Genomic DNA, 15,381 nt, shown 5'->3' on the forward strand with positions numbered 1-15,381 from the left:
AAAAACGGTAAAACTAATTGCTAATAACTTTATGGGGGGAAATTGAAAATAAGCATTACTGATAATCGGAATTAAAATGAAAGTATGTTTTTATGAGAGATTTAGATGTTTTCAAAAAGAAGGACCTGGATAACCATTGTTTTCTACAATATTTTCCCTAGCGTATGTTTTCCGCGTTTTGCTGGTAGGACAGTGGAGATTATTACGTTTGGTGATGAACCACTAGAAGACGGAGGCATGCAAGGACCACCACCACCAGCAGAAGGCCTATGTGGAGAAAAGCCACTAGAAGAAGGGGTACAGCCAACATTTCGGAAATTTTGTACGCTAAGCAAATATTTCACTTAAAAAAGCCGATTTCCAATAATTGAAGGAATCGACTTTTTATTTTGTCTTACTCTACTAAATGCATTCATTAAGGACCAAGTTACTATACATATACCTTTTCTTACTTTCCATTAATCATTAAAAATCTATTTCTGTACCATCAATATTGATTGATTCAATTTTTGAAATATCTAAAGGCAAAGAAGATAAGAATTTTGCTTTAACCTTTTTGTTCTCACTAAAACTGGTCATAGAATCCAATGTTTGAACACTACCATCATTCATTTTAGCACTTACTACGATTTTACTTGAATTATTAAAATCTCCGTTTCCATACAAAGTTATTCCCAATGGTGAAACTGTAATTCTATTCGCCCTCCACGTCCCAAAGTTCTTACTAAAGTCCACATTTTTTTCTTTACCTACAGACCGTATTTTAAACGTAGTATTCCAATTACCTTTTGTATGATTGCCATTGGATACAAAGTTCCCCATTAAATTTAGCCTATTAATGTCTAAATTATCAATGTCAAAGATGTATTCTATATATTCGTTTCCGTAATTTGTATTACCTAATTTATCTACTCCGAAAGAAATGTTGGAAGCGTGTATTTTATTTCCTGAAGTATCAATTAAATAAAAATCTCCATGACTATCTATATCATCCCCTGTCCATTTAGTTTGGATGTGAAGGCGATTGTTAATAAAACCTAAATTTGATATATGCATAAATTTTATTTTTTGAAGGTAGAGCTCAGTTTCGTCTGGCTTTAAAACCTGTACTGTTCCCTGTTTCTCTAATTCTCCAAAAATCTCCCCACCGCCACCTGGAATATTATTCATATCCAATGATATCGTTTGGGGCGTATTGTTTTTTACTTCCATAAGATTAGCATTAAACTCGACTTCTTCAAATGTTTGTTTATGACTTAGGAAAGAACTGATATGAAAGTTTATTTTTTTATTGTTAAGAGCCTCGCCTCCATTGGCTTGAATTCGTAAGGTAGCAGTATTAGTGGTTTCATCGTAATCTACAATTTGACTATTAAACATATGACCTTCAGTCAATGAGTAATCATAAAGATCAAGAGTTTTATCTATTCTATTACCAGTCAAATCTTGCATTGTAACATAAATGACTGCCATTTCATCATCATTCATTGCTGCGACCACTTCCATTTTAATACCATCATCTTCACTACTAGTTTCAATAGGTTGGAGAAATAACGCAGTTTGGGGACTAACAATAGATAATAAACTATTAAAACTTGGAATAGTAGCTGCCCCTACTCCAACTGAAAATACAAGAAATAAAGATGCTACCAATGGAATTGCAACTGTTTTTTTGAATTTTCTTTTTGGCTGTTCCGATTTCGCTCTTTTTACACCAAGTTTCGCCCTCATGTGTAATTCTTTTGGAATTTCAATTCTTTCTAATTCTTGTTTTACTTTATTTTTCACAAATATCAGCCCCCTTAACTTGTTTCCGAAGTTTATCTAACGCACGATATAATATTGATTTTGATGTCCCTAATGGAATATTTAACAACTCAGCTATTTCTTTAAATGAATAACCCTCATAAAATTTTAAAATAACGATACTTTTTTCATTTTCATTTAACTCATCTAATAATTGATGAAGTGATAATGAAAGGGGGATATCTTCAACATCTGAACTAATAATCTCTTCATATTCTGTTTTTAGTTGAACCACCTTTTTGTTTTTTCTTAAACAATCAATAGCACAACTAATGGTGATTTTGATTAACCATGTTTTAAAATACTCTGGTTTTTTTAATGTATCTATTTTTTTAAATGATCGATATGCTACTTCTTGAACGACATCTAATGTATCCTCTTTGTTTTTGACATATACATAAGCCATTCGATAAATATCTTGTTCATATTTTTGGAAAAGCTTTAAAAAGGCTTTATCGTCACCCTTTTGGGCTTTTTTTACTAATCTAATAATCGAAATTCATCCTCTCTACTTTTTTCCCTTATACCTATTAGACAAAGTAGTTTAGTATTTGGCTTAAATTAAAAGAAATTTTTATAAAACAAAAAAATGAGGGATATCCCCTGTTTCATAATATAATTCCTCTTGAACTATCTTTATAAATCCTGTTCCACAAACTACCGTTTATGGTACTGTTAAATTTTTTTAATAAAACAACCACAAGCCTTAGAACAACAACAATCAATCATTTTGATGTAACAATAGTTGGCGACGGACATTCTACTTCTGATTCCAAAAACTTATCTGCAAAACAAATAATCCTTCATCACAATGAAAACCTTCACGGTCACTATAATGTAGACAACTTTTCACTTGTTAGAAATACTAATGAAGTTTGTTTAAAGCAATCATCATCTTCAACGAACTGGTGCTATACTTCATTACCAGGAGTTGCTGATCAGTGATGTTGAATGAATTGGACTTCCTCTTTACGTTATAAGGGAATAGAATATAAGTAAAAAGGTGATTACAATTAAAAAAGTAAAAAGTATCCTATTTTTCCTTCTTGGATTCATATCCCTTGTGATTGGTGTTGCAGGGACTGTGTTACCTGTTCTGCCGGGCGGACCGTTTTACTTATTCGCTGCTTTTTGCTTTGCGAGAAGTTCCAAGTCGATTGAAAACTGGTTCAAAAGCACCTCATTATATGAAAAATACGTTGAAGCATTCCTACAAAAAAAAGGTATGACTCGAAAAGAGAAAATCAGAATCAATTTAGTTGCCGATTTCTTCATCATAATTTCTGTATTTTATGTGGACATCCTTTTAGTGAAAATCCTTTTGGTAGTGCTCGCCCTCTATAAACATTATTATTTCATTAAAAAAATTAAGACAATTGACCGAAACAGTTCGAAACAAAGAACTTCTTGAAACTTTTCTTCAATTAACGGGTGCTTTGCTTCGGCAGCTCTTTTTCTTATGAAGTCAAAAGGGCAGGTAAGTTGCATAAGGCGAACATGTCTTTTGTTTTGTTTAAAACAAAATGTGGAGGAACAAATGAACTGGAAAGGATAAAAAAGAAATTAATCTCTTTTTTCCTTTTCAAGTAGCTCAAATCCCACCAGCAGTTAAAACAACAGATCCTTTAAAAGAAACATGGCCTATTTTTTGTTAGAGTTTATTAATTCCAGGTATGTTAAAATGAATTAACAATATATGGATAAAGAGAGGGGGTTGTTAATTGAATAAATACATTAAACCATTTTTAGTTTTTGAATGGATCACGGTATTAGGAGCATCAACAACTGCTTACATACGTTGGGATTTTCCACTTTATATCTGTATAGGAATTGTTTTATTAGGTGTTATCCTTACTCTATACTTTTCAAATCGATACGAAAAGAAATCAATTAATAACTCACAATAAACATAGAATCGAAAGATTTCTGATTGAAGATCCTGTTTGTCTTTAAGGCAAATTTTTCTTTATGCAACTAAAGGGATAGGATAGTTGCATAAGATGTTTTTTACTTTATAATTATTACCAGGTATTAATATCAAGTTATAAAATTGATGCAATTCATAACACGAGGTGGTTATTCTATGTTCAAATCCAAAGCACGCATTACTGCGATAGGTTCATATGTTCCAGAAAAAAGGTTAACAAATAATGACTTAGAAAAAATGGTTGAAACCAATGATGAATGGATTTTTAAACGTACTGGTATTAAAGAACGAAGAATTGCACATGAAGAAGAGTTTACTAGTGATATAAGTTATAAAGCTGTAAAGGATTTAATGGAACGGTATGATAAATCAGTCGAAGATGTTGATATGATTATTGTCTGTACCTTTTCACCTGATTTCAACACACCAAGTGTAGCTTCTTTAGTCCAAGCAAAGCTAGGTATTAAGAATACTGGAGCTATTGATTTAAACGCTGCTTGTGCAGGATTTACTTATGGGTTGCATGTAGCTAATGGATTAGTAACATCTGGTTTAAACAAGAAAATTCTTGTTATTGGAGCTGATACTTTATCTAAAATTATGGACTATGAAGATCGAGCGACTTGTATTTTATTTGGAGATGGTGGAGGAGCAGTTCTTGTAGAATATGATGAACAACAACCAAGTTTTATTTCTTCACATTTATATTCGGAAGGAGAAGGCGGAAAACATTTATATAGTACAAACCTATCGACACGTATAAATGGTGAAGACTTAAATAATAGTGGTAACCTTGTACAAAATGGACGTGAGGTTTATAAATGGGCTGTTACTACTGTTCCAAAAGGAATGCAAACTGTGATGAAAAATACTGAATTTCATTTGAATGATGTTGATTGGTTTGTTCCGCATAGTGCAAATTTAAGAATGATTGAGTCGATATGTGATAGAAGTGGTTTTCCAATTGAGCGTACATTATATAGCTTAGTGGAGTATGGAAATACTTCCTCAGCATCAATACCATTAGCTTTAGATAAAGGAGTAATTGAAGGAAAGCTCAGTAATGGTGAGAAGGTTTTATTATATGGTTTCGGTGGTGGATTAGCACAAGCAGGATTGCTTATCAATTGGACTATATAAAGCTTTTTTCTTCAACTAATAGGTGCCTTAGCTAAATCGGAGCTGTCTTTAAGGCAGATTTTTCTTAATGGAACTAAAGGGGCAGATTCGTTGAAGAAGAAATGATATAATAACCCCCAATAAAAGCATTATAAAGGTGGCTATTCAAATGGAAAATTGGATTGAATTATCCGAATTAGAATATAAAGAGGTATGGAATAGGATAAATGATGGACTTAATTTTGAACCAAGCCTATCAAACTTCCCCTCTTTTGAAGTTCCAAATCCATTTATCACATATGATGTATCCACGTATTTAAATTGGTCCGGAAATTCAGATACTTATGATAAGATTTATAATGACTTAGAGGATAAGTCATTACTTGTTTTTCAAGAACTCACACAGAAGAGTGAATATATGTATGCGGTAGATTGGCAGCATCCAGGTTATTGGATAAACCCCCATTTAGAGTTTCCAAAAAGTGAATTTAATGAATGGACAGTACCTATTTTTCCAAACGGTGATTATTACTTTTTTATCCACAAGAATTTTGAATGGGGATTTTTAGGGCACCCTTGGGAAGAGACCATCACTATTTTTGGAAAAGAATTGATAAAAGGTTTTGAAAAACATCAACCGAGAATGTTCCAAAAGATATTATGTCAGGGATAATATAAACCTGTTAAACTAACAGGTGCCTTAGCTAGATCGGAGCTGTCTTTAAGGCAGTTTTTTCTTAATGGAACTAAAGGGGCAGATTCAGAAAGAACTTTAGATATTAGTCCACTTCAATAATTGTAAAAGACTCATATGTTATATAAAGCCCCTCAGAAAAACTTCTGAAGGGGCTTTTCGCTTTTCCGTTGTTATAATTGTTTCAATTTAATTGGCCAAGACATTAAATGATATCTTTCTCCATCACTGTCACTACAATCTGGAATTCCAAGCTGCTTCTTTTAATAAATTATCTGATACAATCCATAGGTGAAAACCATATGGATTGTCAGGATCTCTTCGAATTCTTCCAACAAACGTATCTGTTTTCCCGTGGATAGGCATCGGATATAGCTGTTTACTAAGAGAGTCCTGCAAGATAACGCCTGGAGCCGAAGATAATACCTTTCTTATTTCATCAACAGTTGCAACTCGTTGGAATTCAATATAAACAGGTTCAGAGTGGCCAGTAACAACCGGCACTCTGATGCAAGTGGCTTAGGATCTTTGAATATTTTCTTGGTTTCTTGAATCATCTTTACCTCTTCAAAGGTGTAATCATTTTCGTTAATTTGGAAAATTTATTAAGAAATGGAACTTATAATCGTTTCAAACGTATTAAATAATTGGGCAGTTTAGTTCAATTTTAATGGGGTGTTATGAAAATGATTACATTTAAAAATAAGCATTTTACAGGAGTTTTATGGATTTTAGTTATCGCTTTATTTGTAGTCGCTGTTTTAACGATAGAATCTAGTTATTTCAATACTAAAGAAATAAACTTAGCTAGTACTCGCTGCTATGAAATTGGTGGGGAAGTCATATTAGAAATCCATAATAATCTTACAAGTGAATATTCCTTTGAGTGTAAAAAATAAAAGGCATTGTGTTTGAGGAATTAACGTTAATTGAGTTCCTCATTTCTTATTAAACGGGTGCGTTAGCTGAAGATCAGAGCTTCCTTTATATAATAAAAAATGTGTTAAAATAGGGGAAAATTAGGCGGTTTTAGAATGTTCTCATTCAAAGTAGATAATCAAATAAGAATTGAGTTACTTCAACAGCAGCACAAAGAGGAATTATTCAAATTAGTAGATAATAACAGAGAACATTTACGGAAATGGCTACTTTGGGTAGATAAAAGAAAGTCTGCACAGGATTTTGAGCCTATCATACCCATTTGGATAACCAATTATGCCAATAATAGTGGTTTTGATGCTGGCATTAGATATAATGGAGCATTAGTTGGAATGATTGGTCTTCATTTTATTGATTGGAAGAACAAAGCTACAAGTATCGGCTATTTCTTGTCAGAAGAAGCACAAGGGAATGGAATAATAACTAAGAGTGTAAGTTCATTAGTGAACTACCTATTTAAAGAGTTGGACTTAAATAGAATTGAAATTCAGGTTGCAGTTAATAACCTAAAAAGTATATCTATTCCACAAAGGTTGGGATTTGTTCAAGAAGGAATTAAACGGGATGGACAATGGTTATATGACCATTATGAAGATCTAATTACATTTGGCCTATTAAAAAGTGATTGGGAGAAAATAGAGTAGGTTAATCTAAAAAAGGCTATACGACTCCATTATGAACTAAGGGGTGCTTAATTTAATAAGAAGTATAAAAGGATCTTCCAATCGAAGATTCTTTTTTCAGTCTATAAGGTCGCTTATATGTAAGTTGCTTACTATTTTTGCTAAGGTTCTGTCTAATAGTAGAATTACTTTTTGCTTTTTTTTATACGCTTTTTCATCATAATGCCTAAGTGTTTGATTTCAAAAAAACTTTCGGCCAAAATAGAAAGTTATTCGTCTAATAGGTATATATATATAAAGAAGGTGATCAACATAATTGAATCTAATTACAAAAATCAAGGTAAGGATCAAGATTTTTTAGTATTGTTTCAGCAGTATGAACATGAGATATACAGGATGGCATATGTTTATGTGAAAAATAAGGATGATGCACTAGACATCGTTCAGGAAACAGCATACCGTTCTTTCCTGAAATTTAATACATTGAATGATCTGAAGCTCTTTAGAACTTGGATCATAAAAATTACAATAAATTGTGCAATTGATTTGTTAAGAAAAAATAATAAAGTGGTTCATTTAAATACAGAAGTTGTTGATTTTATTTCTAACAGAACGGAAGATATCCCTTTATCATTAACTCTACAAGATTTATTAGAAGTATTAAATGAAGATGAAAAAACTGTTCTACTACTAAAATACTATCAAGAATACACTTTTAGTGAGATTTCAGAAATTTTAAATACCCCCTTAAGCACGGTGAAATCAGTTTTATATCGAGCATTAAAACGCCTTCGCAAAAAAACTAGGAGGTCAGATATGTATGGACAATAAGATAAAACAAGAGATGGATAAAATAGAGATTCCAAAGGAATTAACTAATAGGGTTCTATTAGGAGTGGAGAATGCAAAAAAAGATTATAAACGGCATAATCAACTTAAACCTGAAAGCAAAAATGATAGAAAAAAATGGAGTCTTAGAAAAAGAATAATATTTCTTAGTGGTGTTGCTGTATTATTTCTTGGATTGTTTATAAGTTCAGCTTTTGTTTCTCCGGCAATGGCAAAAGTGATATCAAACATTCCATATTTAGGCTCAATTTTTCAATCTGAACCAATAGGTAATCTAACTTTTGATGAATTAGAAGAAAAAGGTTACAAAATTAGTGGAACAGGAATCAGTTATAAACCTAAAAAGGAGGTAGACGTAAGGGTAGAGGGTTCTGATGATTATTTTAATGAAGTAAAAGATGATATCGAAAAAACTGCGCAAGCAATTTTAAAATCAAAAGGCTACGATGCCTATTCAGTAAAAGTTAGTAAAGAGCCAGTACTAAATGATTATGATCTGAATAAAGAAGATATTAAAGAAAAAACATTACTTGATAATGAGACAGAGGATATCAAGATCACAAAAGGCACGGATAAAGGAACACAAATTACACCTGCGATTGCTGAAGGACTTATCTCGAAAAAGGAGTTTAAGGTTACTGGGGTGAGTTATAAGGGTAACCCGTTGAGCTTTATAATAAGTACCTCTATCTTAAGTTCTGATCCAGCAGCTAAAGAACTTGGAACTGAAATCGATTCAATGATCGGTGAATTTTTAAAATCAGACGAAATATCACCAATATTAGGTGATGAACCTTATAAAATTATTGTAAAAAGCAAAGACAAAAAGAAGATAAATCAATGAAGAGGGTTCTTCAAGCATATTGGTTCAATATGCTTTTAAGAAGTCTACTCACTATATGAAGTTAGATGATAAAAAGAAAAAGGTACAAAATGAAATATAGAAAGAAAATGATACAAAAGAATATTCAATGGTCCACGTTCATATTGACCAAGTCTATGTGGATGACAAGCGTCAAACAACGTTCAAATTTGGAAAAAGGTTGCTGAATCCCTTTCTTGACAAAGCTCTAGACCATGTTTACGCTTTTTAAAGAAATAGTCGAACAAAAAAGAGGATTTGAGAATCAACGATTTTGGGTGAATTTATTATTGGCTCTGTTAATATTTAATACTGATTCAAATAAAGGGAAGAAAAACTCCTTAAGTCAAGGTGATTTTCTTCCCCTTATTCAACTAAAGCCCCTGTTCTAAATTGAAAGAATCCAGTTGGTAATGTCATTTATAACTTGTTGATCTACATGTTATGCAACCTTATACTCTTTTTTTACTTTTCGTATCTCTCCATAAACAGAAGACATAAACAAATGATTCAGGTTTGGATAAAGTTTAAATGTTACATTTGGCATATCACCAATATTTTTTTGTAACCCACAAAATCTTTTCCTAATGATACATGGAAATCTTTATCTCCTTGCAAAATGAATACTGGTTTATCCAACACGTTGAGATAATTAAGGATGGATGTTATCCCGTTTCTTTGAAGTAGCAGGATCTGGTGTATTTCCCTAAAGCAGGGGTGGAGCTTGCTTCTTGATCACTTAGGTGATAGATGTTTTCAAACTTGGATGGTAATGCCGATATTTGTTTCTTTGTAATCATTTAAAAAAACTTATTCAACGAATTTAAAACTTCATTATTTTGATCCAATAGAATTTCTTCAAATTTACGTGGAGAACCACCCATAATAATGACCCCAGCAAAATTCCCACCTTCTGCATCAATTCGTGGAGCTAACATTCCTCCTAAACTATGACCTATAATAAATATTTGGTTTGAATCAAACTTAAATCTTCTCGTAAGAAATTAGTTGCAACGATGGCATCTTCAATGGTAGACAGTCTTCCATTAAGTGGGTGCTGCGTTTCAGCACCAATAACAATTTGTTCATCAGCCATCGTGTTTACCTTTTTGATTGAAACAATATAATAATTATTTTTTTGGGGAAAAGGTACTCCCCCACATCATAAAAAGATTGAAATGAACAATATTAGTAGTATTGGGCCAAATAAGAATACATAGCCGATTGGATTTCCAAAATTGATAGTCCAACCAACTCCAAACCGTTTTTCGACGAAGATAGAAGGATCACTTTTATTCACATAAAAGATGCCTCCCTTCCAGTACTGGTCGTCGTCGACATAGGTGGTACCAATCGTTTCTTCGTCTTCAGCAGTTACACGAATACGAGAGCCACCTTGTCCTACCTTGAAGGCATAGACGGCGGATACAATAAGCATGATTAATAGAAAGCCGAGTGGTATCGCTGCCATAAAAGCAGCATTACCAATTTCCCCTTGAATGATTACCAGTTGTATGAAGCCAAAAAGAATTGTAATTAGTACAGTCGTCAAAAACAAAAACCAACTTGAATATTTGCGGAATGCTAGTTGCTGAATTTGTGAAGATTTCTTTTTGGCAGAAGTCAGCTTAATGCCCGATCGTTTTGTCATCACATTGATTCCGAGCATCATTCCCTGGATGACCAATAGAATGAGCAATATGGAAATGGTGGAGAATGGTGTTTTGGGACTGAAGGCGTCCGGTTGGCCAGTTACATCCCAATGCGTAGGAATCATGTCGGGTAACTGGCTGTATCGGCTTGCCGTATAAACCATTAGTCCAACTGTAATGAGCGAGGGAAGTACAAATATATAGGACGGAAGCATTTCATCTTTTGCATGGCTTGCTAGATCAGCTATTCGAACTTGTTTTAATCCTGCACCCCAGTTATGGGTCCGTTTCAATTTCGTTGTTTTTGCATGGAAATAAAGATACATCGTCATACTTAAAAAAAGAACACCGAACTGAATGGCTAAACCGGCAAGAACGATTTGATCTTCGGAAAGTGTACTGTTATTTGCCCAGAAGAAATAGCCAATTAATGCAATGAAACCGGTTATAAGTATTGTTGCTGAATAAAAACGTTTATACGAAGAAATTGCTGGTTCTTTCGTATGGTTTTCCGGGATTGTAACGCCAAAAACAATCGTCTGTTTCAATAAGAATGGAATGGCGGATTGCAGCAAAATGATGAAAGCCAGTGTAATAAGAAAAATAGATAATGACATAGGTTTTATTCCTCCTTAATATCTGAAAGTATGGATGAAGCGAGTTGTTGGATTTCCTCTGTATTCATGCCTAGCACGATTGCCTCAGCGATAACCGTCTTCAGTTCCTCGACAATCCTAAGACGATGTTCGCTGGATATGCCATCTCGAATGTGTGGATTAATAATGGCTCCGGACTTCGGTACGATACGGATAATTCCTTTTCTTTCAAGCTTATGGTAAGACTTGTTGACCGTGTGCATATTAACGCCAAGGTCTGAAGCCAATGACCTGACGGAAGGCAATACATCGCCCCCTTTTAATTGACTGCGTGCGATTAGTTCAATCAATTGATTGGATAGCTGTGTATAAATTGGGATATCCGATGTGGGTTCGATTTGAATAAGCATAAGAGTACCTCCTCACTGTTCTAGTTATAGTATAACACTTTGTTCTATATTGTATAGAACAAATATTTGATTACCGTCTGGCGGATTGTTTTCATCGGAAGTGGTTTATGACTCATTTTTACAACTGGAAATTCATTCATTTGGTATATCTTTCTTTAACTAACGTGTGCTTTACTTTAATAAGGAAGGTTGCCAAGGCAGCCATTTTCTTATGCAACTTAAGGGGCAGTTTGTTGAATAAAATCTTAAAGGAGATTTGCTAATGTTAGAGAATTTACAACATATGCTATTTTTGAAAAAGAAATAAGGAGGAAGAGGGAGTTGTTGGTGATAAAGGGAAGATTTGTGTACTTAAGACCTATTAAATTTGAAGATATGGAAAGTATTCATAAGTCTTGTCAGGATGAAGAGTTTTTATATATGACTGGCACCTGTAAGTCATTTACACTTGATGAAATCATTAAAAGTTATAAACAGTTTAGCAAAGACCCCACACGTTATGATTTTGCCATTTGTTTATTGGATAATAGTAAAATAATAGGTGATTTAGCTATCTTGGAAATTGACCAAGACAATAAAAAGGCAGGTTTTAGAATATCACTACATAGTAGAAATAATTTGAACAAAGGTTATGGTACTGAAGCAACTCAACTTGCACAAAAATTTACTTTTGAGGAGCTTAAATTAAATCGTTTGGAATTAGAGGTATTTTCTCATAACATTCGTGGCATAAAAGCATATGAAAAAGCAGGATTTAAAAAAGAAGGGACATTGAGGCAATCCCTTTATATAAAAAATAAATACTCTGATGAAGTCCTTATGGGAATGCTTCAAGAAGACTACTATAAATAAAGAGTATTCACAGCTCTTCTGATACAAACCACTCCTTTGTGATATATTACACTTAAACTAACAGGTGCATTAGCTTATGATCAGATCTGTCTTTAAGGCGGCTTTTTCTTTATGCAGCTATCGGGGCAGTTTAGTGTTGATGAAATAAATTAAAAGTAACATAGTTTTAATTGTGGTAAAATATGTTATTGGAACAGATAGAAATTATTGGGAGGTTTTTATATGAAAGGGAAATTAGTTTTAACCCTTGGTTTTGCAGGAGTTTTGGCAGTATCAATCGGTTTTGCGAAAGACTTGCAAAAGACAGAAGCATCTGCAGAAGTTTCCTCAAAACAAACAGATACATATAAACTTGTTACTAGAGAGGAACAAGATCGTAGAGAAGGTATGGTTGCTGAAGGAAAAAATGTTACCACAGTTATAACAGCAGAAGAGCAAAATTTGGTAGAAAATAGTTCAGCTCTACAAGGGTTTGTACCACAAGAAAATGGGACAGGTTTCTATTTCGAAAAAGAGAAAAAAAATTAAGTTTAGTTGTTAAACTAACAGGTACTTTACTTCAATAAGGAAGGTTGCTGAGGCAGCCTTTTTCTTATGGCACTAACGGGGCAGGATAGTTGAAGAGTGCTGTTTGATCTTTTTTCAACAATTGGACCAGTTTCTGGAGTAAGGAAGGAAATTAAAGGGTGCAACTTGAAAACTGTAAGTTATTCAAAGATTAGGGCAGTTTAATGTGAGGGCAGTTGCGGTTATTCTTGTAGGTTGGAGGTTAGTATTTTGACTAGTGAAAATTTTTATAAGGAATTTATCAATATATCTAGGACATTGAACCAGAAATTAAGTATAACTCCCGTTCTATATGGGTCATTAGGGCTTGAAATATTAACAGGAATAGATTTTTCCCCACAGGATATAGATATACTTGTTCCTTTGAGATTTATAAACAGTGATTGGAGAAGTAAATCGTTTTAATGGAATAGGCATTCAAATTATCGCCTTTATTCAGTAAGGTTAAAAGAAAGAGTAAACTTCATGTTTTGAAGCATTGTGAAACAATATACTTAAAGTAACGGGTGCGTTAGCTAAAGATCAGAGCTGTCTTTAAGGAAGCTTTTCTTTATGCAATCGGGGCCGGATAGTCCATTTAGAATTTACCAATTTTGAGGTCCGTGTGGTAATATTAGGAATTATAAAATTGGCGGTGATGTAAATGGAACCTAAATGGCTTAATTGGGCGAAACAACTTCAATCCATTGCACAAGCAGGATTAACTTATTCAAAAGATGCTTATGACTTAGAGAGATTTGAATTAATAAGAAACATTAGCATTGAAATATTGTCACAACAAACAGATATGGATAGGACAGTAATAAAAGACTTATTTGCAAGAGAAACGGGTTATGCAACCCCTAAGGTAGATATTAGGGCTGTGGTCTTTAGGGACAAAAAAATATTAATGGTCAGAGAAACTACTGATGGTGAATGGGCGCTACCTGGTGGGTGGGGTGACATCGGATTAACTCCAAGTGAAGTAGCCATTAAAGAAGTAAAAGAAGAATCAGGATTTGAAGTAAAAGCAATCAAATTGTTGGGTGTACTCGATAAGAAGTGTCACCCGCATCCTCCTTCGCTTTATCACGTTTATAAAATGTTTATCCAATGTGAAATAATTGGCGGACGACCAATAAAAGGCATAGAAACGAGTGCAGTTGAGTTTTTTGCTGAAAATGAACTACCAACGTTATCGAAAGCTCGGAATACAAAAACACAAATTGAGATGGCATTTAGGAATTTAAAAAATCCTCAAGAACCCGTTTATTTTGATTAATTTTTAATAGAGATCTTTGTGAACAAACAGGTGCTTTACTTCAATAAGGGAGTTGCTGCTTGAACTGTACCCCAATTATTAGACAGCATCTAACAATTGGAGGTGCAGTTTTTTTGAAGAATATCCTTTTATAGACAGTGTATATGGAACTTATATACAATTAATTCGTATAGAATATAGGAGGGGATAATATGGAAGATAAAAAGGAAACAAACGTTTTAAAGGATGCAGTTAAATCTTTTGTTAAAGGGGTTACCTTTGGTAGTGTTTTTGATCCAGATATGAGTGAAGAAAAGGCAAATAAAACAAAAGAATTTACTGATAAAGAAATACTTGACCATCTTTCTGGAAGAAAAAAACTTCCAAATGAGGATATAGAAGACCTAAAAAGAGCAGCAAAATATAGAGGATTAATATAAATTAGAAAGAAATCACATTATGTGAACTTTTAAATGTGCGATTTTTTATATAATCATACTTTCAAATTGTAATAAAAACACCCTTATAAATAAGGGTAAGGTTAGTAAATGAAGATATATAATACTGCTAGGTAATAAATATTGTCCATTTTAATTTCCAAAAAGGATTTGTTACTAAACAATGAATAAAGATAATGATAATGATTCATTCCGAGACATGAATTTATTTAATAAGATATTTGTCGTTACAGCCTTAACATTCCTTGTTATCCTGTACATTTCTTTTGTTTTAGGGAGTTTTTTCTTAGGCATTGCAGGTTTTTTCAGTTTATTCGGGGTGCAGTATGAATCTCTTTATTCACTCTTAATTTTTGTTTTGTTTTTCTTTTTTCTCGGTTTTATATTTGATTTATTCTCTATTGCCTTCATCAACTTATCATCACTATATGTGTTAGGTAAATATAAATTATTTATTACACGTATGGTCATTGATTGCACATTTACTTGGCTGTCATTACACACAGTAGATGAATTCATGAATAGTATTGCCATTCCAGTGACAACAGAAATCAGTGCCGTTCTATTATTCTTCTTTATTGAAATTGCCTTTGATGATAAAGAAAAAATAAAAAGTAATTCAATAACCCAAAAAACTCGCTAGATCCCATATGGAAGGCGAGTTCCTAGATCAATAAATGCTTTTTTACCAACTTCTTATTAATAATAAAAGCAATGCATCCATCAAAATAAATCATTCAAATTCAAGTAAAAAAATACCCTTATTCAGCTAATGAAATAGTTAATG

General features: G+C 33.1%; 19 protein-coding genes and 2 pseudogenes. 14 read left to right on the forward strand and 7 right to left on the reverse strand.

Annotated elements, in window-relative coordinates:
• Positions 1-465: 465 nt before the first annotated feature.
• Positions 466-1,788: a hypothetical protein gene (locus ACQKKK_RS20280; RefSeq protein ID WP_427618577.1), complete on the reverse strand. Its 1,323-nt coding sequence runs from the start codon at positions 1,786-1,788 to the stop codon at positions 466-468.
• A complete protein-coding gene (locus ACQKKK_RS20285) occupies positions 1,778-2,305 on the reverse strand; it encodes an RNA polymerase sigma factor (protein ID WP_427618695.1) in 528 nt (175 codons plus the stop codon). The genes ACQKKK_RS20280 and ACQKKK_RS20285 overlap by 11 nt, the downstream gene beginning before the upstream one ends.
• A gap of 200 nt (positions 2,306-2,505) precedes the next feature.
• On the opposite strand from ACQKKK_RS20285, the pseudogene ACQKKK_RS20290 reads away from it, so the two are divergent.
• The 5 genes and pseudogenes from ACQKKK_RS20290 to ACQKKK_RS20310 all read left to right on the forward strand — a co-directional run.
• Positions 2,506-2,751 (forward strand): annotated as a pseudogene (locus ACQKKK_RS20290) (hypothetical protein); the annotation flags it as partial.
• Between the two features lie 58 nt (positions 2,752-2,809).
• Complete coding sequence (locus ACQKKK_RS20295) at positions 2,810-3,217, forward strand: YbaN family protein (protein ID WP_427618579.1); 408 nt, start codon at positions 2,810-2,812, stop codon at positions 3,215-3,217.
• Positions 3,218-3,527: 310 nt separating this feature from the next.
• Positions 3,528-3,713, forward strand: coding sequence for a hypothetical protein (locus ACQKKK_RS20300; protein ID WP_427618581.1), 186 nt, complete (start codon positions 3,528-3,530; stop codon positions 3,711-3,713).
• A 176-nt stretch (positions 3,714-3,889) separates the two neighbouring features.
• Positions 3,890-4,873, forward strand: a complete 984-nt coding sequence (locus ACQKKK_RS20305; RefSeq protein ID WP_427618583.1) for a ketoacyl-ACP synthase III — start codon at positions 3,890-3,892, stop codon at positions 4,871-4,873.
• A 148-nt stretch (positions 4,874-5,021) separates the two neighbouring features.
• The gene (locus ACQKKK_RS20310) at positions 5,022-5,525 is read left to right on the forward strand and encodes a DUF2716 domain-containing protein (protein ID WP_427618585.1); all 504 of its coding nucleotides are present in this window, start codon (positions 5,022-5,024) and stop codon (positions 5,523-5,525) included.
• A 255-nt stretch (positions 5,526-5,780) separates the two neighbouring features.
• On the opposite strand, the pseudogene ACQKKK_RS20315 reads toward ACQKKK_RS20310, so the two are convergent.
• Positions 5,781-6,133: pseudogene (locus ACQKKK_RS20315) on the reverse strand (Asd/ArgC dimerization domain-containing protein); the annotation flags it as partial.
• Positions 6,134-6,232: 99 nt separating this feature from the next.
• On the opposite strand from ACQKKK_RS20315, the gene ACQKKK_RS20320 reads away from it, so the two are divergent.
• The 4 genes from ACQKKK_RS20320 to ACQKKK_RS20335 all read left to right on the forward strand — a co-directional run bounded on the left by ACQKKK_RS20320 (position 6,233) and on the right by ACQKKK_RS20335 (position 8,801).
• Positions 6,233-6,445, forward strand: coding sequence for a hypothetical protein (locus ACQKKK_RS20320; protein ID WP_427618587.1), 213 nt, complete (start codon positions 6,233-6,235; stop codon positions 6,443-6,445).
• A 135-nt stretch (positions 6,446-6,580) separates the two neighbouring features.
• Positions 6,581-7,129 carry a GNAT family N-acetyltransferase gene (locus ACQKKK_RS20325; RefSeq protein WP_427618589.1) on the forward strand — a complete coding sequence of 183 codons (549 nt, stop codon included), beginning with the start codon at positions 6,581-6,583 and terminating at the stop codon, positions 7,127-7,129.
• 282 nt (positions 7,130-7,411) lie between these two features.
• A complete protein-coding gene (locus ACQKKK_RS20330) occupies positions 7,412-7,939 on the forward strand; it encodes a sigma-70 family RNA polymerase sigma factor (RefSeq protein WP_427618591.1) in 528 nt (175 codons plus the stop codon).
• Entirely contained in the window at positions 7,929-8,801 is an 873-nt protein-coding gene (locus ACQKKK_RS20335) for a DUF4030 domain-containing protein (protein WP_427618593.1), read from the forward strand. The genes ACQKKK_RS20330 and ACQKKK_RS20335 overlap by 11 nt, the downstream gene beginning before the upstream one ends.
• A gap of 818 nt (positions 8,802-9,619) precedes the next feature.
• Here ACQKKK_RS20335 and ACQKKK_RS20340 read toward each other — a convergent pair.
• The 4 genes from ACQKKK_RS20340 to ACQKKK_RS20355 all read right to left on the reverse strand — a co-directional run bounded on the left by ACQKKK_RS20340 (position 9,620) and on the right by ACQKKK_RS20355 (position 11,477).
• Positions 9,620-9,757 carry a hypothetical protein gene (locus tag ACQKKK_RS20340; RefSeq protein WP_427618595.1) on the reverse strand — a complete coding sequence of 46 codons (138 nt, stop codon included), beginning with the start codon at positions 9,755-9,757 and terminating at the stop codon, positions 9,620-9,622.
• Between the two features lie 17 nt (positions 9,758-9,774).
• Positions 9,775-9,915 (reverse strand): hypothetical protein, encoded by a 141-nt coding sequence (locus ACQKKK_RS20345; protein WP_427618597.1) that lies wholly within the window; start codon positions 9,913-9,915, stop codon positions 9,775-9,777.
• A gap of 66 nt (positions 9,916-9,981) precedes the next feature.
• Positions 9,982-11,088: a DUF1648 domain-containing protein gene (locus ACQKKK_RS20350; protein WP_427618599.1), complete on the reverse strand. Its 1,107-nt coding sequence runs from the start codon at positions 11,086-11,088 to the stop codon at positions 9,982-9,984.
• A gap of 5 nt (positions 11,089-11,093) precedes the next feature.
• Positions 11,094-11,477, reverse strand: a complete 384-nt coding sequence (locus ACQKKK_RS20355) for a GntR family transcriptional regulator (protein WP_427618601.1) — start codon at positions 11,475-11,477, stop codon at positions 11,094-11,096.
• 327 nt (positions 11,478-11,804) lie between these two features.
• Between ACQKKK_RS20355 and ACQKKK_RS20360 the strand changes: the two genes are divergently transcribed.
• From ACQKKK_RS20360 to ACQKKK_RS20380, 5 genes are all read left to right on the forward strand, one after another.
• On the forward strand, positions 11,805-12,329 hold the full coding sequence (locus ACQKKK_RS20360; RefSeq protein ID WP_427618696.1) for a GNAT family N-acetyltransferase: 525 nt from the start codon (positions 11,805-11,807) through the stop codon (positions 12,327-12,329).
• 222 nt (positions 12,330-12,551) lie between these two features.
• Positions 12,552-12,857, forward strand: a complete 306-nt coding sequence (locus tag ACQKKK_RS20365; RefSeq protein WP_427618603.1) for a hypothetical protein — start codon at positions 12,552-12,554, stop codon at positions 12,855-12,857.
• A 682-nt stretch (positions 12,858-13,539) separates the two neighbouring features.
• Positions 13,540-14,157 (forward strand): NUDIX hydrolase, encoded by a 618-nt coding sequence (locus ACQKKK_RS20370; protein WP_427618605.1) that lies wholly within the window; start codon positions 13,540-13,542, stop codon positions 14,155-14,157.
• Positions 14,158-14,348: 191 nt separating this feature from the next.
• Positions 14,349-14,576 carry a hypothetical protein gene (locus ACQKKK_RS20375; RefSeq protein WP_427618607.1) on the forward strand — a complete coding sequence of 76 codons (228 nt, stop codon included), beginning with the start codon at positions 14,349-14,351 and terminating at the stop codon, positions 14,574-14,576.
• Between the two features lie 181 nt (positions 14,577-14,757).
• Positions 14,758-15,237: a YrvL family regulatory protein gene (locus tag ACQKKK_RS20380; RefSeq protein WP_427618609.1), complete on the forward strand. Its 480-nt coding sequence runs from the start codon at positions 14,758-14,760 to the stop codon at positions 15,235-15,237.
• The last annotated feature ends 144 nt before the right edge of the window (positions 15,238-15,381 follow it).

The organism is Peribacillus sp. NPDC006672, assembly GCF_050274955.1.
In the GTDB taxonomy this organism is placed as follows: domain Bacteria; phylum Bacillota; class Bacilli; order Bacillales; family DSM-1321; genus Peribacillus.

Coding starts and splice junctions, on each gene's coding strand:
- ACQKKK_RS20305 (WP_427618583.1), top strand. CDS start 3,890: ATGTTCAAATCCAAAGCACGCATTACTGCGATAGGTTCATATGTTCCA.
- ACQKKK_RS20310 (WP_427618585.1), top strand. CDS start 5,022: ATGGAAAATTGGATTGAATTATCCGAATTAGAATATAAAGAGGTATGG.
- ACQKKK_RS20320 (WP_427618587.1), top strand. CDS start 6,233: ATGATTACATTTAAAAATAAGCATTTTACAGGAGTTTTATGGATTTTA.
- ACQKKK_RS20325 (WP_427618589.1), top strand. CDS start 6,581: ATGTTCTCATTCAAAGTAGATAATCAAATAAGAATTGAGTTACTTCAA.
- ACQKKK_RS20335 (WP_427618593.1), top strand. CDS start 7,929: ATGGACAATAAGATAAAACAAGAGATGGATAAAATAGAGATTCCAAAG.
- ACQKKK_RS20340 (WP_427618595.1), bottom strand. CDS start 9,757: ATGTTAGCTCCACGAATTGATGCAGAAGGTGGGAATTTTGCTGGGGTC.
- ACQKKK_RS20345 (WP_427618597.1), bottom strand. CDS start 9,915: ATGGCTGATGAACAAATTGTTATTGGTGCTGAAACGCAGCACCCACTT.
- ACQKKK_RS20350 (WP_427618599.1), bottom strand. CDS start 11,088: ATGTCATTATCTATTTTTCTTATTACACTGGCTTTCATCATTTTGCTG.
- ACQKKK_RS20355 (WP_427618601.1), bottom strand. CDS start 11,477: ATGCTTATTCAAATCGAACCCACATCGGATATCCCAATTTATACACAG.
- ACQKKK_RS20365 (WP_427618603.1), top strand. CDS start 12,552: ATGAAAGGGAAATTAGTTTTAACCCTTGGTTTTGCAGGAGTTTTGGCA.
- ACQKKK_RS20370 (WP_427618605.1), top strand. CDS start 13,540: ATGGAACCTAAATGGCTTAATTGGGCGAAACAACTTCAATCCATTGCA.
- ACQKKK_RS20375 (WP_427618607.1), top strand. CDS start 14,349: ATGGAAGATAAAAAGGAAACAAACGTTTTAAAGGATGCAGTTAAATCT.
- ACQKKK_RS20380 (WP_427618609.1), top strand. CDS start 14,758: ATGAATAAAGATAATGATAATGATTCATTCCGAGACATGAATTTATTT.